Genomic DNA, 22,994 nt, shown 5'->3' on the forward strand with positions numbered 1-22,994 from the left:
CCACCCCCGCCCACAGCTGCAACTGGCGCCATGCATGTGAACGTTCACAACGCCACACCCAACGCCCAGAACGGCCCCACCTCTCTCGGACTCCCGCAATGAGCACCAGCCCTAAGGCAGAAAGCCTGCCCTACCGCCCGAACGTCGCCGCCATGATTTTTCGGGCCGATGGCCGTATCCTTATCGCCCGCCGTACGGACCAGCCCGGCGCAGGCGGCCCGCTTTCCGAAGGCGTCTGGCAATGCCCGCAAGGCGGGATTGATGAAGGGGAAGACCCGACAACAGCCGTCTTTCGGGAAGTGCAGGAAGAACTGGGCTTAGATGCCAGCAGGCTGCGCATCCTGCAGGAACATCCAGACTGGATTACGTATGATCTGCCGGATTATCTGATCGGCAAGGCGCTGGGTGGCCGCTTCCGCGGGCAGACCCAGAAATGGTTTGCGCTGGCCTTTACCGGCACCGATGCCGATATCCGGCTGGACGCCCAGACACCCCCGGAATTTGATGCTTTCCAGTGGATCGAACTGGCCGACCTGCCCTCCGGCAATGTCGGGTTCAAAAAGCCGATTTATGAACGTCTGGTGCAGGATTTCGGGCCGCTCGCAACGCCAGTCTGATCCCCATTTTTCTCTAAAAACATATCTCTCCTGCCAGAACCGCCTGAGAGTTGATCGGAACTCCGGGCGAGGCTGTGCGTCCCTTTAAGCAACGGGGGCTGTCTGGCGTGACGGCAGCACCCTTCCCTTAAGCTTAAAGGAAAACACCATGACGACAGTCCTGATTACAGGCGCAGGCACGGGTTTTGGCCGTGAAGTTGCTCTCCGTCTTGCAGCCGAAGGCTTTGACGTCATCGCTGGTGTGGAAATTGCCCCGCAGGTTTACGAACTTTCAGAAGAAGCCCGCAGTCGCAATGTCACGCTTCAGGTCGAAAAGCTTGATGTCACGCATGAAGGCGATCGCCAGAAAGCCGAAGACTGGGATGTTGATATTCTGTTGAATAACGCTGGCATTTCCGAAGGCGGCGCTGTGGCCGATATCCCGGCTAAAAACCTGCGTCGTCAGTATGAAGTCAATATTATCGGCCCGGTCCTGCTAACGCAGATTGTCCTGAGAAAAATGGTGGCGAAGAAAAAGGGCAAGGTCGTATTCATGTCCTCCGTGGCTGGCCTCACGGCAGATCCTTTCACCGCAGCCTATTCCTCTTCCAAACATGCGGTCGAAGCCATTGCCGCATCTTTAAGTCAGGAAGTGCGCGAATTCGGTATTGAGGTTGCCACCGTCAACCCCGGCCCGTTCCTCACCGGCTTTAATGACCGCATGTTTGACACATGGAAAAGCTGGGAAGACGATCCGTCAAAACGCCTGTTCGATTACAGTAAAATTGCCTTCCCCCATGAACAGTATGATCCGGAGTCGGTTTTCAAAACCACAGTTGGGGTCATCAACGGAAGCATCAAGTCCTATCGGAACGTGGAACCGAAGGAAATCATTCCGCAACAGCGCGAACAGATGGACGCCGCCTGGACACAGAAAGTCACAGATGGTCTGGGCACACGCCCGGAAATTGTCCAGAAAGCCTACGATATCAAGCCCGGCACACCGGTCTGACGCAATAAACCCCGGTACGCAAAACCGGTTCTTATCTCCAGAGTTTTACAAAAAGCCCCGCCGCATCATGCGGGCACAAAAAAAGGGGGAAAGAGCACGTCTCTTTCCCCCTTTCCATATCTACCGCCCGAAGCACCTTTAATGCGCGCGCACAGGCAGGCTGAACGATGCTTCACAGGCCTCCTAACAGAAATGTTATGATATAACATTTGAATCTTCCCAGAAGACCGATAGGCTATGAAAAAATCAATAAAATCCGATGAAAAGTCTGACCTGCATGCCGCGCGCCTCCTCTTCTTTTCCCGACAGCACTCTCGTCTCCATGCTTATGCTGGCAACGGCATTATCCGGCCTGTGTGGTACGCCTGAGGCGGATGCCGCTACGGAAACATCCAGCACGACAACGGAAGAAACAAGACGCGAGCAGAAAAAGAAAAGCTCAGCACCTGCGCACCCGGAATACGTTACCGTCAAAAGCCACACCACAGCAGATGGCACCACGGGCCGCACTGCAGGCGGTGGCCTGATGTCGCAACAGCATGCGCCCCACGCGCAGAGCGGCCTGACGCGAGACTACATTGCCCGCCAAAGCCCCACTGAGAGCCCCACGGCCATGATTGCCGCCCTGCCCGGCGTGATCTATTCCGCCAATGACCCGCTCGGCACGAATGATGAGCAGCAGGGCCTTTCCATCCGCGGGCTGGACCAGACGGAAATCGGGTATCTGTTTGAAGGCGTGCCCGCTGCCCCGCCGCTTTTTCTGATGCCTTACACCTCCGCCACGGCAGATACGGAAAACATCAGTTCCGTCACCCTCACGCAGGGCGCAGCGGAAGCGACGGCACCGCTTTACAACGCGGTAGGCGGCCAGCTGAGTGTACACATGATCAAACCGCGCAAAACAGCAGGCGGTTTTATGGATCTCTCTTACGGGTCCTATGCGCTCAACCGTGAATTTCTGCGGCTGGACAGTGGAGAAATTGGCCATACAGGGGTAACCGGTTTTGCCTCCTTTTCCTACCGCAATGCCAACCAGTGGCGCGGGGCCGGAGACAGCCCACGCTACCATGTGGACAGCCGCCTGCTGCGGGAATGGGGCAAGGGCAGTTCGGCCTCGCTCATTTTTTCCTTCAACCGGCAGCGGCAATATTACCTGCGCGCACCGACGCGTACGCAGTGGGATGCCAGTGGCACCCATTTCAATTATTCATCCCATTATACGAGAGTGACAGTTCCTATTACCTGTTGCAGGAAAACGCCCGCGCCCAGACCTTGCTGACAGCCCCTCTGGAATTCAGGCTAAACCGGCACTTCCATCTCTCGCTGACGCCCTATTTCATTTATGTCTCGGGATATGATGGGTTTGGCACCACGCTTGACCCGCAGCACAGCTATCAGGGCAACCAGCCCGCCGGGCCGCTACAAGCCAGTGCTGCCCCCGGAACAGGCCTGATTACCGCAGTTGCGACGGATACCTTTAAGCAGACCCATTCCGGCATCACGGCGTCCCTGCGCTGGGATGCTGGGCGCAACAGCCTGACAGGGGGCGCGTGGTATTCCTACTATGATTATTCAGATCCCTCCCGTTATGCCGCTGTGAATGCAGATGGCGGGGTTTCCAACATGCGGGGTTCTTACCCTATTCTGACGGCATCAGGAGACCCGCTGACATCCTACAACTCGCATCTGGTGCAGCAGGTGAATGCCCTGTTTGTGCAGGACCGCTTTCGTGCCCTGTCCAACCGGCTGACGCTTTCCGCCACGTTTCGCGCCATTATGGTCACGCGCACCGTCAGCAACCAGCTTGCAGGCGCACGGTACCGCAACGGGGCCAGCTATTTCTCGCCCCAGCCACAGCTTTCCGCCAGTTATGACCTGACGCCCCACGACCAGATCTTCCTGAACGGGACAACGGGGTTCCGCGCTCCCTCCGGTATTTCCAGCTATAATGACCGTTTCAGCGTCGCCACCGGCGCACAGACCCGTAGCGCCACCAGTGACACACGGCCCGAATATTCCATTGGTGAAGAAGTGGGCTACCGCCACACCGGGCAGATCAACGTCTCTGCGGCCCTCTTCAATTACAATTTTACAAATCGCCAGATCAGTACAACAAGCAATCTGAATGGTGCGCTAGTGACGGAATCTCTCAATGGAGGGGGGCAGACAGCCCGTGGCGCACAGATTGAGGTCGGGCTCAAGCCCTGGCACCATTTCAGCCCTTATCTCTCGGGCCAGTATATTCACGCCACCATCGACAATAACCTGAAATCAGGCATGGACTACCTGCCCACACGCGGCAAAAAGGCCATTCGCACCCCCGATTTTTCCGGCAGTCTTGGTTTATCTTATGATGACACGCATCTGTTTGGTCAGTTCACGCTCAGTTACGTGGGACCCACCTATTCCACCTTCATGAATGATGAGCGTATTCCGGGCTTTATGACGGCCAATCTCAGCATGGGCTACCGGCTGCGGCAGGTGGGGTTTGCGCGCTCTCCCCAGATCCAGCTCAATCTGATCAATCTTGGTCAGTCGGGTTATCTGTCCGGGGTTAACAGTGTTTCCGCAAACGCCCGCACCACACAGGGGGTTTACGGCACCACCATTGCGGGAAAGGCTCCCACCTATTTTGTAGGTGGAGGCTTTGCCGGGGTCGTTTCCGTCTCAACCGGCTTTTAGAACATGCTGTGATGAGGTTGACGCATATGCGACTTCCTGCGCGGTGCGCAAAGCGGCAGGGATTAGATCAGGTTCGGCATCAAGGCGGGCCTCCCTCGCCCTCCGGGAAACTCGTGATTCAATCTGTTTGAATCACGAGTTACAGCGCACTCTAGTGCGCGCCCGTCGGCTTGCCGCCGCTTTTGATGTTGGACAGCAGGAAGCAGAACGGCACGCACAGGAACGCGCCAATCCCGAGGATCATGAAGACCTCGTTATAGGTCAGCATGGCAACCTGACGGGAGAACTCCAGATACTGCACATGCTGGGCCACAGCCTGCGCACTCTCAGGCGTCAGGCCCCGATTGATGCCTGCATTCTGAGCCTGCGTCAGATACTCATTATACGGCTGGTTATAAGGCGTCATCCAATGGACCATATGCGCCTGATGCGCCTGTTTGCGCTCCATCAGCAGCGCCGTGGCCCCGGAAATAGCCAGAGACCCCAGCACGTTACGCGACATACTGAACAACGCCGACGCATCCGCATTCAGATGTCCCGGAATAGTGGAATACGCAATAGTGGAAAGCGGCACAAACAGGAACGCAAGGCATGCCGTCTGGCTCATACGGAAGAAGACCAGATGCTTAAAATCCAGCAGCGGCGTCAGTTGTGCTGAGAAGAACAGCGACAGCCCCATCAGCGTAAAACCTAACGCGATGACGCTACGGACGCTGAAAATGCTCATCAGCTTTCCCACAATCGGGATGAGGATAATGACCGCAATCCCGCCCGGAGAAAGAACCAGTCCGGCCAGCGTGGCCGTATAACCCATAACCTGCTGGGCAAACTGCGGGACGATAATTGCAGAGGAATAAAGCAGTGCGCCCATCGCCCCCATCATTGCCGTGCCCACAGCAAAGTTGCGATCCTTGAACACCCGCAGATCCACCGCAGGTTTATCCGTATGCAGCAGCCACATCACGGCACCACCCAGCCCCAGCACGGCAAGCACGCACATCACGCGGATAAAGGTGGAGCCGAACCAGTCGGCATCTTCCCCACGGTCCACCATCACTTCCAGACAACTGAACCCGATGGTGATGAGACTGATACCGATCAGATCCACCGGGGCTTTTCGCTTTCTGGCCCACGGCGGATCTTCCACCAGAGCCGCCACACCCAGCGTTGTCAGAATCCCGAACGGCACGTTGATGAAGAAGATCCAGCGCCATGAGAAGTTATCGGTAATCCAGCCGCCCAGCGTCGGGCCAATCACCGGCCCGACGACCGCCGCAATCGCCGTCAGCCCAAAGGCTGCCGCGCGTTTTTCCGGCGGAAAACTATCCAGAATAATGGACTGCTGATTAGGTTGCAGACCGCCCCCAAAGAAGCCCTGCATCATGCGGAACACAATCAGCTCCGCCAGACTGGTGACCATGCCACACAGAAAGGAGGAGACCGTAAACATCACAATACAGATCAGAAAGTACCGTTTTCGGCCAAAAACCTTGCCCAGCCACCCGGAGATGGTGAGTACAATACCATTTGCGACGAGGTAAGCCGTGAGCGTCCATGTCGCATCATCGTAGGTGCTGGATAAGCTCCCGGCGATGTGCGGCAGGGACACGTTGACGATTGTCGTATCCAGAATTTCCATGAACGCCGCCATCGTCACAATGAAGGCGACGGACCATGGATTATGCTTGGGCTTCCACCCTCCGGCGGCGACCTCGTCCTGAGCACTCATTGCGCGGCGGTCTCGTGACCAGCTGTGGAGGCTGCTTTCTGGCGCTGCGCCACGGCCTGCTGCACATCCTGCGGCGCGGCATCGGAATGGCCCTGCGTATCCACATGCACAACGGGGATCACGGACATGCCGAGAGCCAGCTGCTGATTGGGGTCCAGACCGTCATCAATCAGGATTTTCACCGGCACACGCTGCACGATCTTCACGTAGTTGCCGGTCGCGTTTTCAGGCGGGAAGGCGCTGAAGGTTGCCCCTGTGCCCTTCTGCAGGGAATCGACATGTCCGTGCAGCTTGAGAGACGGATAGGCATCCACCTTGATATCCACCGTCTGACCGGGGCGGATACGGGTGATCTGCGTTTCCTTGTAGTTGGCCATAACCCAGACTTCCGGCTCCACAATGGACAGCACAACCTGCCCGGCGCGGACGTAGTTGCCCTGCTCCAGATTACGCTGGGAAATCCAGCCGTCACACGGAGCACGGATCACCGTCCATTCCAGATTGAGGTTCGCGTTATCCAGCTCGGCCTGATCTGCTTTGGCCTGACCTTCCTGCTGGCTGACCGTAATCTGCGCGTTTTTGATGTTCGGCTGCACCGGGGTGGCAATCTGCACGGCACCCTGCGCTTCCTGCACCTGCGCTTTTGCGGCTTCCAGCGCAGCGCGGGCGTAATCAATATCCTGCTGCGAGGTTGCGGCGCGCTCGACTGAATGCTGCCGTTTATAATCGGTTTCCGCCTTGAACAACTGCGCTTTGGCAGCCGCCAGGTTCCCCTGCGCGCGGACCAGCTGACCCGGATAGCTCTGCATGGCAACTATGTGCATCATGTCACTAGCCTGCATACCGGCCTGAGATTTTTCCAAAAGGCCTGCGGCTTTATCACGCGCGGCCTGCCAGTCTCTGGGGTCAATGCGGGCCAGAACCTGCCCTTTGCGAACAAACTGGTTATCGTTCACCAGCAGTTCCGTCACATAGCCGCCCACATGCGGGGCGATGGAGACGGCGCGGCCTGCGGTAAAGGCGTCGTCCGTTTCCACTTCATTGCGCGTCAGGAACCAGTAAACCCCGGCCGCCACCGCCAGCATAATGACAACGCATGTCAGAATAACCTTGCCGCGCCCGCTTTTCTTCTTTTCCGGCGGGGCCTGCCCGTTATCAGACGTTGCATCAGACTGTTCGTTATGGTCTTCGGCCATTCTGTTTCCCGTCCCTGAGACACACTTCATACACAAAGCCAGTCACGGAAGCTCTCGCCCCCGCCCCGCTGACCGACCGGTTCGGTCAGTATGTGGCATGATCGGAAAAAGGCTTCAAGCGTGCATGCAGCGCGCAGCCCCTATTCCAACCAAAAAGCCTTATCCGCTGTGGGAAAAAAGACCCGCTTTAACGGTCCAGCCCCTGCGTGCGGACCAGCCGGGCATACAGACCATCCTGCGCAATCAGCTCGTCATGCGTGCCATATTCCACCGCACGCCCTTCCCGCATAACCACCACCAGATCCGCCGAACGGATGGTGGACAACCGATGCGCGACAACAATGGTGGTGCGGGAATGGCGAAGAGTGCTCAGCGCTTCCTGCACGGCGGCCTCGTTCTCGCTATCCAGTGCGCTGGTGGCTTCATCCAGCAACAGCAGGCGCGGATTCCGCAGCAGAGCGCGAGCAAGCGCCACGCGCTGCCGCTGGCCGCCGGACAGGCGCTGGCCACCGGGGCCAACCACCGTGTCATACCCATCCGGCAGCGCCAGAATAAACGGCTCTGCCGCAGCGGCTCGGGCGGCTTCCCGCACGGCCTCATCGGACGCATCTTCCTGCCCGATCAGAATATTATCGCGGATGGAGAGGTCGAACAGCAGCGGGTCCTGACTGACATAGGCAATGGCATGCCGCAGACTGGAGAGCGTGAGATCCCGCAGGTCCACCCCGTCCAGCCTGATCCGGCCAGACGTCACATCATGCAGACGCGGCACCAGAGACAGGGCCGTCGACTTGCCCGCGCCAGAGGGGCCAACCAGAGCGACGGTAAAACCGGGAGCGGCTTCAAGACTCAACCCATCCAGCCCCACACGCCCGTCCGGGTAGATAAAGCCGACATCTTCAAACGCCAGATGCCCCTGCCCCGGCGGCAGCGTAATGGCCCCGGCCCGTTCCAGCACAGCCGGTTTTTCATCAATCACATCAAACACACGCACAAGGCCTGCCAGACCTTCCTGCAAGGCTGCATTCAGCGCACCCAGCGCCCGCAGCGGTCGTGCGGCCAGCAGCAGAGCCGCGACAAAGCCGGAGAAGTCCCCTAGCGTCGCCCCGCCCATTGCTGCGCGCCAGCCCGCAAAGCCCAGCACAGCCGCCACGGCAGAACCGCCGAGTGCCTCCAACAGAGGGTCCACACGGGCACGGCCACGGGTAATACGCAGCATCGCGCTATAAAGATGGTCAAAGGACAGAGCGGCCCGCGCACTCTCCTTCTGCTCCATGCCGTACACGCGAACGGTGCGGGCCTGAGAGAAGCTTTCCGTCAGAAAAGCTGCCGTCTCACCGATTCTCTCCTGCATGCCACCGGACGCCCGGCGCACACGTTTGCCGAGCTTTTGAATTGGCACAGCGGCAATGGGGTACAGCAGACCGGCAATCAGGCTCAGTTCCCAGTCCATGTAGAACATGGAGGCAATCAGCCCGACCACTGTCACCACATCACCCAGAGAATTGACGGCGCGGATCATCGCCTCGCGGATGGAGACGGCATCTGTTGTAAAGCGAGCTGCCAGTTTGGCGGGTGGTTCCCGCTCAATGCGGGTCACGTCAGTTTGCACCAGATGGTCAAACATCTCGCCCTGTAGGCCACGAATCACCACCAGCACCAGCCCCTGCGCTGCCAGAGTCTGCGCATATTGCGAGGCCGCCTTGGAAATGGTGATGAGCACCACCAGCAGCGGCACCTGATACAGAATGCGGGAATCATGCGTGGCAAACATGTCCAGCGCCCGCTGAATGACCAGGGGATACAGAGCCGTCAGAGCGGCGGTCAGCACCGTCAGTCCAATCACCGCAGTAATACGCGCAGGGTGTTGACGCACCTGCTCCCGCCAGAGGCGTTGCAGCAGAACGCGTGAGTCATCGGGCAGCAGGGAACGGCGGCGGGCAGCAGCCGCAGCATCAGGCTTTGCAGAAGTCATGCGAGACCTCTACCAGCCTCATGCCTCGCTATGCAAAGGGGCACCCTAGCTTTGTGGTTTTAAAACCTTTTTCAGGAACGCCAGACACACGTCCCGCGGCGGCGTGCAGCCCTCCGCCAGCCACCATGCGCGCACCTGCTCCAGCACAGCCCCAACCTGCGGCCCCGGCGGGTGCCCTGCGGCCAGAACATCACGCCCGGCCAGTGGGAAAACCGGCGGTGACATCGCGGAGAGCGCGCTCCTCAGCGCAAGCCAGTCGTCCGGTAGTGCACTGTCCGGCTCTTCTGCCTGCCACAACCATGTGCGCCCCAGCAGCACTTCGGGTGGGTCCTTCACCAGCAGGCGGCGCAGATCAGCGTCTGTCATGCCGGGCTCCGGTACAGGCCCGCTGGACACGCCAATCAGAAAGGCGCCCTCTGCCTTTGAAAGTTTCAGGCGACGAGCCAGTCCGGCTTTCTCTTCAGGCACCAGAGCCGCCAGACGCAGAACCGCATCCGCAGGCCCACCAGCATCCAGCATGCGCACCAGACGCGCACATGTCACACCACCAGGAAACAGCACGGCCAGCACACCCGTCCGGTCCATCAGCGTCAGCACATTCGGCACATTCGGCCCAGTCAGAATCCGTTTGAGTTCGGACCAGATTCGCTCAACAGAAAGCCCGCGCAACAAATCCGCCTGCTGCGTAATGGCCTGCATGGCCTCGGGGTCAGGCTGATTGCTGCCATACCGCGCCTGAAAACGGAAAAAGCGGAGAATCCGCAGCGCGTCTTCCTCAATGCGGGTCGCGGCTTCTCCCACAAAGCGCACCCCGCCCTGCGCCAGATCATCCCGCCCGCCAAAATAATCATGCAGAACGCCATCCCGCCCGCGTGACATGGCGTTGATGGTAAAATCGCGCCGGGCGGCGTCTTCCCGCCAGTCGGCAGTCCACGCCACGACGGCATGCCGCCCGTCCGTCTCCACATCACGCCGCAGGGTGGTGATTTCATACGGGGCGGCGTCAATCACCGCAGTCACGGTCCCATGCGCCAGACCTGTGGGCACGACCTTGATCCCGGCCTTTTTCAACATCTCCAGCACCTGCTCCGGCGGCTCCGGGGTCGCCATATCAATATCGGCAACGGCCCGCCCCACCAGCAGATCCCGCACGACACCGCCCACAAGGCGCGCCTCCGGCAGGACCTGCCAGATCAGCGCAAGCGCGTGGTTTTGCTGCGGGGAAAGATGCGTTTCCGCGGCCTGCTGTTGTGTCATCATATATCGGAGTTTTCGGCAGGCATCCGGGCCAGCGGGAAGAAGCAATCGCAACTCCACACGCCCATGCAGGGCACGCCATGACACATGCCGGGTTCTGCCAGCGCCGCCAGTTCATACCAGACCGGGCGAGACAGACGCGCTTCTATCGGAAACTGCCCTTCTCCTGTGCGTACAAGCAGATAGGGCGGACAGCCCCCGTCGCCACAGGCCTCGCTCGGCACATTCCAGACAGCCCGAATCGGATGCTCACGGCTGGCGACCACGGGTTCATCCACATTGGTGCGGAAACACAGCTTCTGCATGCGGCCACAGCCTTTCCAGTCCAGTTCCACAGCCAGAAAGGGCACGTCCTCTACGTCAATATACCCCGTCTCAAACGGGGAGCGCAGCAGATACCCGCCTGCCTCATCCCGCGTCAGCAAGGAGCCGAACAGACAGACCATTTCCTTCCGCTTGATGGGTGACCCGCGATAAAGCCAGACACCATCACGACGAATAAGAAACGGCAGCTTCCCCGGCGCCTCGCCCGTTGCGGCTTTTTCCGTGCAGGCGGTGTGGTGAGACACCGCATTCTTCTGGGTTTGGCCTTCAGCATTCACCGGTGGAGCATCCTGTTCGTGACTGTTTCACTGCTTTGAGCATGATATAGGGATGATACCCCGCTTGATGTAAGCCCTGTATCTGTCAGACTGGACCCATGACCTCATCAGACACATCGCCCCTCGCCAGCCAGCCTGCCACCATGCCCGACGTGCGTGAAGCGGATATGATCTGTGAACGCCTCCAGCGTGCCCGGCAGGAAACGTCCCGCATCATCTTTGGTCAGGACAAAGTGATCAGCCAGACGCTGACCGCCATTCTGGCAGGTGGCCACGCACTGCTGGTGGGCGCGCCGGGGCTGGGTAAAACATTGTTGGTGACAACGCTTGGCACCGTTCTGGGGCTGCACGCCCGCCGCGTGCAGTTTACGCCCGACCTGATGCCGTCTGACATTACCGGCAGTGAAATTCTGGATGAAGACGCCTCAGGCCGCCGCAGCTTCCGCTTTGTGCCCGGCCCTGTGTTCTGCCAGTTGCTGATGGCGGATGAAATCAACCGCGCCAGCCCGCGCACCCAGTCCGCCCTGTTGCAGGCCATGCAGGAACGTCGCGTGGCCATTGCCGGGGCCGAACATCCGCTGCCGCGCCCCTTCCATGTGCTCGCTACCCAGAATCCACTGGAGCAGGAAGGCACCTACCCGCTGCCGGAAGCCCAGCTTGATCGCTTCATGCTGCAAATTCCACTGACTTTCCCGGATGAGCAGGCCGAACGCACCATGCTTCTGGCCACCACCGGCACGCAGGATGCACAGGCCCAGCCGATTATGGACACCACCGGGCTGATGGACGCACAGGCTCTGGTCCGCCGCCTGCCGGTGGGTGAAAAAATTGTGGATGCCATTCTGGCTCTGGTCCGCTCAGCCCGCCCGGAAACCTCACCGGATGAAACCCTCCGCAGCCAGATTGCCTGGGGCCCCGGCCCGCGTGCTGCACAGGCGCTGATGCTGGCCACCCGTGCCCGCGCTCTGCTGGATGGGCGGCTCTCCCCCAGTCTGGATGACGTGATTGCCCTCGCCCGCCCCGTGCTGGCGCACCGTATGGCGCTGACCTTTGCCGCCCGGGCAGACGGCGTGCAGCTGGACGATGTGCTGACGCGGCTCGTCAACCGGCTGGGCTAACCCTTTGGCCCGGTCTGCTTTTTCTCCATCCAGCCTGTTCCGCCGCCTGTTCGCTCAGGGAGCGCCGTCCGATGCGCGCCCCTCCGCACGCCGTGGAGCGAATGGCAGCGCGGCTGACTCCTCTGGCGGTCTGTTTGGAGCCTTACGCCCCAGAACCGGGCAGCCTGTTTCCTCCCCGAGTCTGGCAACCAACAGCACCAACACGGCCGCCGCTCTGGCGGCGCGTCTGCCGGGGCTGGTCTTGCAGGCCGACCATATTGCCGCAACCCTGTTTGCCGGGCAGCATGGCCAGCGGCGCTCCGGTGGCGGAGAAACCTTCTGGCAATATCGGCAGGCTTTACCCGGCGAGCCTGCCAGCCATATCGACTGGCGGCAGTCCGCCCGCAGCACGCATGCCTATGTTCGTGAGACGGAAGCCGAATCCGCCCAGACCGTTTTCATCTGGTGTGACCTGTCCCCCTCCATGGTGTGGCGCTCCAGCCCGCCCCTGCCGGAAAAGCAGGACAGCGCCATTCTGATTGCCCTCGCAACCGCCGCCCTCCTGCTGCGGAACGGGGAGCGTGTTCAGCTTCTCACCCCCACCGGCCCGGCCATTCTGCCCCCCGGTGGCAGCCCGCTGGAACGGCTGGCCTTAGGGCTGGCCCAGCTTGCCAGCACACCGGAGGCCAAGCGTCTGGCACTGCCTCCCTCCGCCGTGTTACCACGCTATGCACAACTGCTGGTTGTCAGTGATTTTCTCTGTGCGGAGGACGCCTTTCAAACCTGCCTGCATCATCTGGCCGGTCGCCCTGTCCGCACTCATCTGGTGCAGGTGACAGACCCGGCTGAACGCACCCTGCCGTATCAGGGCCGCGTGCGGTTTGAAGGACTGGAAGGCGAGCCTGAGATCGACCTGCCCAACGTGCAAAGCCTGCAACAGGACTACGTGCATCTGGTCGAAGCCCGGAACGCGCAGCTTGCCACACTTGCCACTCGGTACGGGCATGACCTTGTTCTGCACAGCACGGAAGCGCCGCCTATGCCCACGCTGCTGGCGCTCCATGCTCTTCTGTCTGGCCAGTCCGGGGTGCGCTCATGATTTTTCTCGCCCCGCTGGCCCTGCTTGGCCTGCTGACACTCCCGGTTGTCTGGTGGTTGCTCCGCGCCACACCGCCCGCTCCGCGCGCCCAGATTTTCCCCGCCGTCGCCCTGCTGCGCACTTTGCGCCCGCATCAGAATGACGCTGTCCGCTCTCCTTTGTGGCTTCTGCTGGTCCGGCTTGCCGCTGTGGCCTGTCTGGTTCTCGGGCTGGCTCAGCCGGTGCTTCCGGGGGATCGCCTGCCCAGCACCGGGCATGGCCCTCTGCTTCTGGTCATGGATGATGGCCTGTTCTCTGCCTCAGACTGGGGGCGGCGCATTGCCACAGCACAAGGACTGGTGGATGACGCCGATCACGCCGGTCGCACCATTCTGTTTGTCCGCACCGCTCCCGCCGCCGACGGCCACGAAATCCAGCCCCCCGCCCCCCGCGCCGCCGTCGCTGTGCGGCAGGAACTGGACAGCATGCGCCCTGCCCCCTGGCGCACAGACCGCGCTGCCGTAGCGCGTGCGCTGAGCAAACTGCCGCATGCCGATGGCAGCGTGCTCTATCTGGCAGATGGCGTCGCCTCCCCGGGGGATGACATTTTTGCCCGCGCCCTGCGCGCTTTTGGTCCGGTGCAGGAAATCCATTTCCCGGACGCCTCTGTTCTGGCTCTTGCCCCGGCAGCTGAACGCAACAGCACCCAGATGGCGCGTCTTCTGGCTCTGCCACAGCCCGCTCCACGCTCCTTGTCCGTGCGCGTGCATGCGCAGGATGGCGGCACGTTGGCGGTCCTGCCGCTGGTTCTGCCCGCCGGAGCCACGCAGATAGATGTTCCCGTCACGCTGCCGACAGCCGTGCGCAACCGGATTGACCAGCTTTCTCTGGCTGGTCAGGCCAGTGCCGCCACAACACTCCTGTTTGATGAAGGCGACCGCCTGCGCCCTGTGGGGCTGATGACCTCCGGCGCAGCGGATACCCCGCTCATCGGCCCGCTGTTCTATCTGCGCCGCGCCCTTGCCCCCACGGCCGATCTGCATGAGGGAACACCGGCCACCCTGCTCGCTCAGCCGCTCTCCGTCATCATCGCGCCGGATGGCACACTGGCAAACCCGGCCATCCGCCAGAAGGTGAAGGACTGGGTAAAAAAGGGCGGCACCCTGATCCGCTTTGCCGGCCCTGCTCTGGCCGGCGCACAACATGGTGCAAACGCAGATGGGGCTGAATCCGCCCCTGAGGCCCCTGCTGGGGACGATATAGACACACCGGAAACCCGCTCCGCAACGGGCACTCCTTCAGCAGACCCAACGGCTGACCTGCTACCCGTCGCTTTGCTGGACGGCTCCCGCCAGCTCGGCGGCACCATGACGTGGGGCGCGCCGCAAAAGCTGGCCCCGTTTGATGCCACCTCTCCGTTCCACGGGCTGGATATTCCGGCAGATGTCACCATTTCCCGGCAGGTTCTGGCCAGTCCTGTGGCGGACCTCGCCGCCCATAGCTGGGCACGTCTGGCCGATGGCACGCCACTGGTGACGCATGCGGCTCTGGGCAAGGGCGACATCATCCTCTTCCATGTCAGCAGCACGGCGGACTGGTCCAACCTGCCGCTCTCCGGCCTGTTTGTCTCCATACTGCAAAGACTGACCGACCACGCCAATGGCGTAACCATTCCGGCAGATGACACGCTTCTGGCCCCGGTTCTCACACTGGATGGAGACGGCGTGCTCGGGCCGCCGCCGCCCGCTGCCCGCGGCCTGAAAGCGAGCGACTTCGCCCGCACAGCCGTCTCTCCAGCCCATCCGCCCGGCCTGTATGGCCCGCGTGCCGCCCGCCGTGCGTTGAACGCCAGTAGCCAGATCACAGCACTTGCCCCTGCAACGCCGGTCGGCACCGTCACCAGCCCCGGTGGACGCAGGCCGGATACGGCGCTGGCTCCGGTCTTCCTCTGTGCCGCAGCCGTCTTGCTTCTGCTGGATGGCCTGCTGGTTCTGGCCATGCGTGCAGGCCTTTCTCTGCGCTCCGTGACAAAGCACGGCGCGGGCAAACATGGCCTGTCTCTACTGCTGGCTGGTGCACTGACTTTCCCGGTTTTCGCCTACGCACAAAGCGCGCCTTCCGGGCATACTCCAACAGCCCCCGTCGGGGCCTCCGCGGGAGCCACAGGAACGAATGCCGGAACAGCGTCCAGTTCCACGTCCGTATCGGCATCAGCTTCCGGTTCCGGAGACAATGGCGCAGCGGTGTCGTCCCCGCCTTCTTCCGCCACAGCCCCCTCCGGCTCGACGCCCGTCCCCGGAGCGGCGCTCGAAACACGGCTGGCCTATGTCATCACCGGGCATGACGATATTGATACCGTCTCTCGTCAGGGGCTTCAGGGCTTGTCGGACTATACCAACGCCCGCACCTCCGCCATGCTCGGCCACCCGGACGGGGTCAGGCCTGGGCAGGATGATCTGAGCTATTACCCGCTGCTCTACTGGCCCATCACGCCGGACGCCGCCCCCACTCCTGCCATGACCGCCGCCCTCACCGCCTTCATGGCCCATGGCGGCATTGTGCTGATTGATACGCAGGGGCAGGATGCCGGCAGTCAGACCAACGCCTCCGGCCCTTATGCGGGTGATGCTCCCGGCACACGCTCGGCACTGCGCCGCGTTACGGCTGGCCTGCCCATTCCGCCGCTCATGACCATGACGGACCATCACCTGCTGGCGCACACCTTCTATATGCTGCACGAATTTCCCGGGCGTTACGCGGAACAGCCCGTCTGGGTCGCGCGGGAAGGAGAAGCCGAGAATGATGATGTCAGCCCGGTGATTATCGGCTCAGCAGACTGGGCGCACGCCTGGGCGGTGGATGAAAGCGGTAATACCCCGTTTGCCGTCCTGCCTGATGGTGCGGACCAGCGTCAGCTTGCGTATCGCTTTGGCGTCAACACCATCATTTATGCGCTGACAGGCAACTACAAAGCCGATCAGGTGCATGTGCCCATGTTGCTCAAGCGGCTGGGAGAATAAGCACCATGTCTCAGTCTCTCGCCCGCTCTCTCGGTTTTGCTCCGCTGGTGCCGCTCTGGGTGCTGGCAACACTTGGCATTCTTGCTGTTGTTCTGTGCGGCTATGCGCTCTTCCGCCGCACCAAGGGGGCTTTCTTCCGGCTGGCAGCCATGCTCTCCGTTCTGGTATGGCTGGCCGGGCCGCAGCGCCTGCATGAAAGCTGGCATGTGCTGCCGGAAACGGCGTTATTGCTGGTGGATCAGTCGCCCTCCATGTCCGTCGGGCAAAGGGCCTCCATCGCCCGGCAGGCGGCCAGCACGATGGCGCAGGCCCATACGGATGGGCTGAACCTGCGTACCGTCACCGTCCGCAATTCCGGCCATAACGGCACTCGCCTGTTTGATGCGCTGGAACAGGCCGCTGCCGATGTTCCGCCGGACCAGCTGGCCGGCGCGGTGATGATTACGGATGGTCAGGTGGCCGATATTCCGGCCAGCGTGCCGGACCGCCTGCGCCCCACCACGCCAGACGGCAAACGGCTCACCCTGCCCCTGCATGTCCTGCTGCCGGCCAAGGGCGAGGAGACCGACCGGCAACTCCGCATTCTGCAAGCCCCGCCGTATGCCATTGTGGGCCAGCCCGCCAAACTGCGCGTGCAGGTGGATGATGCCGGGCCAGGCACCACGCCCGGCGCACAGGCAGACGTCACCCTGCGGGTGAATGGGGAGGATCCGGTTGTCATTCCCGTGCGCACAGGCTCCCCGCAGGACATTTCCCTGCCCGTGCCGCATCCGGGCCAGATGCTGGTCAGCCTGTCCGTGGCCCCGCTGGAAGGCGAGGTCTCACAGCTCAACAACCAGTCCGTCACCCACATTACCGACATCCGGGACCGGCTGCGCGTTCTGCTGATTTCCGGCACACCCAATCAGGGTGAGCGCGTCTGGCGGCGTTTGCTGAAGGCTGATCCGTCGGTTGATCTGATTCACTTCACCATTCTGCGTCCGCCGGACAAGGATGATGGCACTCCGCTGTCTGATCTGGCGCTGATCGCCTTCCCCGTGCGGGAGCTGTTTCAGGACAAAATCGACCAGTTTGATCTGATCATTCTGGACGGGTTCGAGAACAGAAACATTCTGCCGCACGCCTATCTGAACAACATCGCCAGCTTTGTGCGCAAAGGTGGCGGCCTGTTGCTGACGGGTGGGCCGGAATTTGTTGGCCCCGGCACGCTGCAGGATACCCCTGTGGGCGACATCCTGCCCGCGCATGTGCCCTCTGAAGGCGGCATGGTCGAACAGCGTTTCCGCCCAAAGCTGACGGCTGAAGGCCGCCGCCATCCGGTCACGGCTGCCCTGCCAGGTGCGCCGCCACAGAACAGTGCAGCAGACACAGCCCAGACCATCCCCGGCCAGTGGGGTCCGTGGTATCGCGCCCTCAAGCCCGATTCCACGCATGGCCAGACGCTAATGAGCGGGCCGGATAACGCTCCGCTGCTGGTGCTGGACCATGTGGATCAGGGGCGTGTGGCCCTCCTGCTGTCTGACCAGATCTGGCTGTGGTCGCGTGGTGAAGGTGGTGGCGGCCCGCAGGCCGAGCTGCTGCGTCGGATTTCACACTGGCTGATGAAAGAGCCGGAACTGGAAGAAGAGCAACTGACGGCCGCGATTGCCGGAGGAGAACTCACCGTCACCCGTCGCAGCACGGCAGATGCCGCGCAAAAAAGTGTGACCGTGACCCCGCCCGGCCGCCCTGCCATCAGTCTGGCTTTAAAGCCGCCAGCGGAAGACGCCGGAAATAAGGAAGACGCAACCGGCCTCAGCGTGGGCCGCATGCAGGCCGATAAGCCCGGCATCTGGCAGGTGGATGACGGCACGCACAAAGCCTTTGCTGCCCCGGTGCAGCCAGACCCGCAGGAATTTGCAGACCTCCGGGCCACGGCCAGCCGGATCGGCTCTGTCGTTTCAGCCTCTGGTGGCGGCGTGTTCTGGACGGGAGAGAACAGTGCTTCCCTCAGCGTTCCGGCTCTGCGGCTGGCAGACGGCAGCACCCTGCACGGAGCGGACTGGATGGGCTTCCCGCACCGCAACGCGCATGTCGTCACGGGGAAAAGTGCAACGCCCCTGCTACCTGCATGGCTGATGCTGGGCCTGTCCCTCTGCCTGCTGTTTGCGGGCTGGTGGCGGGAAGGACGGCGCTGACTACCGTTTTCCTTTCCGCCCGCACGCGGGTGTGATAAATAATGAAGTCAGGTTCCACCTATGGACAGATCATGACCCGTTTCTTCCGCTTTACTCCGGCTGCTCTCATGGTTGGTGGCAGTCTTCTTTTTGCCTGTGCTACGCCCGTCTGGGCTCAATCCGCCCGCGAGGCTGAAGCGCAGGCGGCTGCTGAAGAAGCTGCCCAGAAAGCGGAAGCCGCCAAGGCCATGAAGCGCGCCGCCCCTCCGGCCTCCATCCCGGGTGCGGAAGGCAATGACGACGAGGAGGGTGACCGCACCAATGCGGATATGGAACCCACCGCCGCTCTGTTTGACGCCATCAATCGCGGCAGCCTGCTTTCCGCCAAGGAATCCGTAAACCGTGGTGCGGATCTGAACCATCGCAACATGCTGGGTCAGACGCCGCTGGATATGGCGATTGACCTCAACCGGAACCCCATCATCTTCCTGCTACTGTCCATGCGCGGCAATGATGACCGTCCGCGCACCGATATCGCGTCGCAAACCCGCGGCATGGATACCCAAAATGGCGCAGGCCATCTGACCATTGGCGGCACGGCTGGCCGACATAATGCTGAAGCCGCGACCAGCAGCCGTTATGATAGATCCGGCGGCGCTGCCCGCCCCGATATCGGTTTCCTTGGGTTTGGCGGCAGCTAAACCAATCAGGTCTAGCCACGAAAAAAGCCGCCCATAAGAGGCGGCTTTTTTTATACCATCGACCCAACGCAAACAGGGGCGAAGCCTGACTGGCCCCAGCCCCGTTGCTGCTCAGACAGAAATCACGTTGCTGGCCCCACGACCAGACTGCACCAGACTTTCCTGCCGCAGCACATCCAGCGGCAGCCAGACGCCATCCCGTTCAAAGTGCCAGAAGGTCCAGCCGTTGCAGGACGGTGCATTGGTCAGCATTGCGCCCATCTTGTGAATGGAGCCGCGCTTGTCCCCACTTACCAGCGTGCCATCGGGCGAAACCGTAGCCTGCACGCGCTGCTTCTTGTCAGCCAGAACGACACCGGCAGACAGAAGGCCCTGCTCAACCAGACTGCCAAACGGCACACGCGGTGCTTCGCGCTTGTCCTGCGTGGTCATCACGGCATCGTCAGACAGAGGTTCTTCCCGCGCCACACGACCCAGAGCGGCTTCCACATAATCGGGGTGACGCTCAATCCCAATAAACCGACGGCGCAGACGCTTCGCCATAGCTGGCGTGGTACCCGTGCCGGTGAAGGGGTCCAGCACCACATCATCAACAGACGTTGAGGCCAGCAGAACACGATGCAGCAGGCTTTCCGGCTTCTGCGTCGGGTGCAGTTTCAGGCCATGTTCGTTGCGCAGGCGCTCATTGCCTGTGCACAGCGGCAGATACCAGTCGGAGCGCATCTGCACGTCATCATTCAGGGCCTTCATGGCCTGATAGTTGAAGCGATAGCGGCTGTCTTCGCTGCGGGCGGCCCAGATCATCGTCTCGTGCGCATTGGTAAAGCGACGGCCACGGAAGTTCGGCATCGGGTTAGACTTGCGCCACACGATGTCATTCAGAATCCAGAACCCCAGATCCTGCAGGATCGCACCAATGCGGAAAATGTTGTGATAAGAGCCAATCACCCAGATGGTGCCGTCCTTATGCAGAACGCGGCGCGCTTCCGTCAGCCATGCGCGGGTAAAGCGGTCATACTCAGCCAGATCGGAAAACTTGTCCCAGTCATCATCCACGCCGTCCACAAGGGAATCATCCGGGCGACGCAGCTCACCGCGCAGCTGGAGGTTATACGGCGGGTCAGCAAACACGCAGTCCACAGAACCAGACGGCAGGCTGCGCATGGTTTCCACGCATTCGCCACGCAGAATCTGATCAAGAGGAAGTTCCATAGTGACTGATTTTGCGCCGCTCATGCCCGGCCCTCCATAGCAAGATGTTCAATTTGCCGGCGCACAGTGCCGAATGTTTTACGATGATGCGGGGTCACCCCCACGCTGCTCAGAGCCTCGCGGTGGACCACGGTGCCGTATCCGGCATTGCGTTCCCAGCCATAAGCGGGCCAGCGCACGTCAAGACGGGCCATGATGCGATCCCGCACCACTTTGGCCACGATGGATGCTGCTGCAATGGAAAGGCTGAGCCTGTCGCCCCCAACAATCGCTTCCGCACTACACCCGAAAGACGGCAGCTTATTTCCATCCACCAGCACATGGTCCGGCAGGCGGGGCAGACGCGCGACGGCGCGCTGCATGGCCAGATGGGCAGCGTGATGGATGTTGAGCGTATCAATTTCGGTAGCAGACGCAGCGCCCAGGCCAATTTCAATGCCGGGCACATCAGGCAGGCGGGCCGCAATGGCCTCACGCACAGCAGGCTTCAGTTTTTTGGAATCATCAATAACGGCTGCAAGGTCATCCGGCACACCAGCGCCAAACACCACAGCGGCAGCCACCACGGGACCAGCCAGCGGGCCACGCCCGACTTCATCAACACCGGCGACGCGTCCGCCGTGTTGCTGCTCCCGTGTAAAATCCGGCATGGTCCCTCTTTCCACTCGTTTGGCAGGACTCGGTTAAAATAACCGAGTCGCACCAATTCCGACTCCGTGGAAAGAGGAGAATCACTTTTCACCGAAACGCGCAAGACTCCCGGTGAAAATGTTTTATCAGGAGCGCTTGGAACGCGGGAACACCAGCCAGCCGAGCAGCACGCCCACGAAGGACACAATACCCAGTGAAAGCAAGGGTTTATCCCGCACGAAGGTCACGGCTTTTTCCACCACACCCTCGCCTTCTTCATACAGGTCAGCAAATTCCTGCTGTGCCATGCCGGAGAACTGATCGTACTTGCCTTCGGCCTGCAGACCCAGATCACCCGTCAGACCACCGGCTGCGTCTTTCACGCGGCCTTTGGCTTCATCAGCTGCGCCTTCGAGTTTCGTGCCGATGTTTTTGAGCTTATCGTCAGCCATAAACTTTCTCCTTTTTTAGACCGTTCCGTATTCAGAATGCCGGTCGCCATAAAATAGCGTTTGAGCACGGTCTTCTGTTGCATCAGACCGCAAAAACACGTCTCTGGCTAGCATGCCGTCTATAAGCCGCCCTCATCTGATCGCCCTTATCGTCGCTTCCATGTTCTTCATGGAGCAGCTGGACGGCACCATTCTGGCCACAGCACTCCCCTCCATCGCCCACAGCCTGCATGTCGATACAGTGTCCACCTCCGTGGCGCTGACGTCCTACATCATAGGTCTGGCCATATTTATCCCCGCTTCCGGCGCGCTGGCCGACAGGCTGGGCAGCCGCACGGTGCTGACCGGGGCCATCATCATGTTCGTTGCGTGCTCGGTGCTGTGCGCATCCTCTACCAGCCTGATTTTTCTGGCTTGTATGCTTACTTTGCAGGGCATTGGCGGCGCACTGATGGTGCCGGTGGGGCGTCTGGTGGTGCTCCGCGGCACAGCGCGGGAAGATCTGGTGCGCACCATGACGTGGATGATGCTCCCCGCCACCCTCGGCCCGCTGATGGGGCCTGTGGTGGGCGGTTTCATCACCACCTATCTGTCCTGGCGCTGGAATTTCTATCTCAATATCCCGGTCGGCCTTGTGGGGCTCCTACTGACCCGCCGCTTCATCCCCAATGTCCGCGCGCCCAACCCGCCACCGTTTGACCTGCGTGGCATGCTTCTGGCCGGTGGCGGACTTGCCATTCTTTCAATTGCAGCGGAACTCTTCAGCCATGGTGAAGGCGGCGGCATGCTGGTTCTGGGCATGCTGGCAGGCGGTAGCAGCCTGATGGGGCTTTATAGCCTGCATGCGGGCCGCACGGAGGCCCCGTTACTGGATTTTAGCCTGTTTCGCGTGCCGACCTTCGCCATTTCCGTGGTGGGGGGCGCGGCGTCTCGCGTCGCTGTCGGCTCACTCCCGTTCCTGTTCCCAACGTTCCTGCAAATTGGCGCAGGCCTGAATGCGGCACAGAGCGGGGCTATCACCTTTATTGCGCCCCTCGGGGCCATTGCCATGCGGCCTTTTGTGCCCGCCACACTGGCCCGCTGGGGCTTCAGGCGCGTGCTGATGGCCAACGGGTTTTCCGCCGCCATTCTGTTCGCCCTGATTGCAGGCTTCCACAAAGGCCAGCCGCTCTGGACGCTATCGCTGATTCTGTTCGTAGCCGGCATGGCGCAGGCCACGCAGTTTTCGGCCTATAACACCATCGCCTATGCGGATATTTCCAGGCAGCGCATGAGTGCGGCCACCAGCCTCTATTCCACCCTGCAACAGCTCATGCTCTCGGTTGGCATCTGCACGGCAGCAGGCACGCTCACGCTCACGCTCACGCACATCCTCCGCCAGCACGCCACACCCACCCTGCATGATTTCTCAATCGCCTTTCTGGTGACGGGCACCATCTCCATGCTGGCCGTGCCGGCTGCGGCGTGTCTTTCCCCACAGGCCGGAGCCAGCATGAGCGGCAACAAATCCTGATCCCGCCTTCCGATCTTAAACCTTATTTTAAACGCTCTTTGATAGTGTTCTCTTTCCGTAATAAATCTTGGATGGCACTTTCAGTC

At 61.1% G+C, this 22,994-nt stretch carries 18 protein-coding genes; 10 read left to right on the plus strand and 8 right to left on the minus strand.

The genetic code is table 11. The features are described 5' to 3' along the window. Positions 1-98: 98 nt before the first annotated feature. From AD928_RS08295 to AD928_RS08310, 4 genes are all read left to right on the plus strand, one after another. Positions 99-617, plus strand: a complete 519-nt coding sequence (locus AD928_RS08295) for an RNA pyrophosphohydrolase (protein ID WP_062249760.1) — start codon at positions 99-101, stop codon at positions 615-617. A gap of 148 nt (positions 618-765) precedes the next feature. After that, the gene (locus tag AD928_RS08300; protein WP_062249762.1) at positions 766-1,608 is read left to right on the plus strand and encodes an SDR family oxidoreductase; all 843 of its coding nucleotides are present in this window, start codon (positions 766-768) and stop codon (positions 1,606-1,608) included. 277 nt (positions 1,609-1,885) lie between these two features. Next, positions 1,886-2,887 carry a TonB-dependent receptor plug domain-containing protein gene (locus AD928_RS08305; RefSeq protein WP_167347357.1) on the plus strand — a complete coding sequence of 334 codons (1,002 nt, stop codon included), beginning with the start codon at positions 1,886-1,888 and terminating at the stop codon, positions 2,885-2,887. Next, entirely contained in the window at positions 2,854-4,290 is a 1,437-nt protein-coding gene (locus AD928_RS08310; protein WP_156470155.1) for a TonB-dependent receptor, read from the plus strand. Before AD928_RS08305 ends, AD928_RS08310 begins: the two co-directional genes overlap by 34 nt. Before the next feature lie 151 nt (positions 4,291-4,441). Here the strand turns inward: AD928_RS08310 and AD928_RS08315 are convergent, their stop codons facing one another. The 5 genes from AD928_RS08315 to AD928_RS08335 form a co-directional block, all read right to left on the minus strand. Next, positions 4,442-6,019 (minus strand): DHA2 family efflux MFS transporter permease subunit, encoded by a 1,578-nt coding sequence (locus AD928_RS08315; protein WP_062249768.1) that lies wholly within the window; start codon positions 6,017-6,019, stop codon positions 4,442-4,444. After that, positions 6,016-7,215: an HlyD family secretion protein gene (locus tag AD928_RS08320; RefSeq protein ID WP_082779827.1), complete on the minus strand. Its 1,200-nt coding sequence runs from the start codon at positions 7,213-7,215 to the stop codon at positions 6,016-6,018. Before AD928_RS08320 ends, AD928_RS08315 begins: the two co-directional genes overlap by 4 nt. Before the next feature lie 187 nt (positions 7,216-7,402). Beyond that, a complete protein-coding gene (locus tag AD928_RS08325; protein WP_062249770.1) occupies positions 7,403-9,190 on the minus strand; it encodes an ABC transporter ATP-binding protein in 1,788 nt (595 codons plus the stop codon). A 45-nt stretch (positions 9,191-9,235) separates the two neighbouring features. Then, positions 9,236-10,450 carry a CCA tRNA nucleotidyltransferase gene (locus AD928_RS08330; protein ID WP_233420013.1) on the minus strand — a complete coding sequence of 405 codons (1,215 nt, stop codon included), beginning with the start codon at positions 10,448-10,450 and terminating at the stop codon, positions 9,236-9,238. Beyond that, positions 10,447-11,016 (minus strand): DUF1285 domain-containing protein, encoded by a 570-nt coding sequence (locus AD928_RS08335; protein ID WP_233420014.1) that lies wholly within the window; start codon positions 11,014-11,016, stop codon positions 10,447-10,449. Before AD928_RS08335 ends, AD928_RS08330 begins: the two co-directional genes overlap by 4 nt. A 131-nt stretch (positions 11,017-11,147) precedes the next feature. Here AD928_RS08335 and AD928_RS08340 point away from each other — a divergent pair, with 131 nt between their 5' ends. From AD928_RS08340 to AD928_RS08360, 5 genes are all read left to right on the plus strand, one after another. Beyond that, positions 11,148-12,167, plus strand: a complete 1,020-nt coding sequence (locus AD928_RS08340; protein ID WP_062249774.1) for an AAA family ATPase — start codon at positions 11,148-11,150, stop codon at positions 12,165-12,167. 4 nt (positions 12,168-12,171) lie between these two features. Next, positions 12,172-13,245, plus strand: coding sequence for a DUF58 domain-containing protein (locus AD928_RS08345; protein ID WP_082779828.1), 1,074 nt, complete (start codon positions 12,172-12,174; stop codon positions 13,243-13,245). Continuing rightward, complete coding sequence (locus AD928_RS08350) at positions 13,242-16,244, plus strand: DUF4159 domain-containing protein (protein WP_062249775.1); 3,003 nt, start codon at positions 13,242-13,244, stop codon at positions 16,242-16,244. Before AD928_RS08345 ends, AD928_RS08350 begins: the two co-directional genes overlap by 4 nt. 5 nt (positions 16,245-16,249) lie before the next feature. Next, complete coding sequence (locus AD928_RS08355) at positions 16,250-18,421, plus strand: hypothetical protein (protein ID WP_062249777.1); 2,172 nt, start codon at positions 16,250-16,252, stop codon at positions 18,419-18,421. Between the two features lie 71 nt (positions 18,422-18,492). After that, positions 18,493-19,101, plus strand: coding sequence for an ankyrin repeat domain-containing protein (locus tag AD928_RS08360; protein ID WP_062249806.1), 609 nt, complete (start codon positions 18,493-18,495; stop codon positions 19,099-19,101). A 111-nt stretch (positions 19,102-19,212) separates the two neighbouring features. Here the strand turns inward: AD928_RS08360 and AD928_RS08365 are convergent, their stop codons facing one another. From AD928_RS08365 to AD928_RS08375, 3 genes are all read right to left on the minus strand, one after another. Continuing rightward, positions 19,213-20,337 carry a site-specific DNA-methyltransferase gene (locus tag AD928_RS08365; RefSeq protein WP_062141814.1) on the minus strand — a complete coding sequence of 375 codons (1,125 nt, stop codon included), beginning with the start codon at positions 20,335-20,337 and terminating at the stop codon, positions 19,213-19,215. After that, a complete protein-coding gene (locus AD928_RS08370) occupies positions 20,334-20,963 on the minus strand; it encodes a ribonuclease HII (RefSeq protein WP_062249779.1) in 630 nt (209 codons plus the stop codon). Before AD928_RS08370 ends, AD928_RS08365 begins: the two co-directional genes overlap by 4 nt. Before the next feature lie 126 nt (positions 20,964-21,089). Further along, on the minus strand, positions 21,090-21,395 hold the full coding sequence (locus tag AD928_RS08375; RefSeq protein WP_062141816.1) for a CsbD family protein: 306 nt from the start codon (positions 21,393-21,395) through the stop codon (positions 21,090-21,092). Between the two features lie 112 nt (positions 21,396-21,507). Here AD928_RS08375 and AD928_RS08380 point away from each other — a divergent pair, with 112 nt between their 5' ends. Beyond that, a complete protein-coding gene (locus tag AD928_RS08380; protein WP_062249780.1) occupies positions 21,508-22,908 on the plus strand; it encodes an MFS transporter in 1,401 nt (466 codons plus the stop codon). The last annotated feature ends 86 nt before the right edge of the window (positions 22,909-22,994 follow it).

This window comes from Acetobacter cerevisiae (genome assembly GCF_001580535.1).
Classification (GTDB): Bacteria; Pseudomonadota; Alphaproteobacteria; order Acetobacterales; family Acetobacteraceae; genus Acetobacter; species Acetobacter cerevisiae.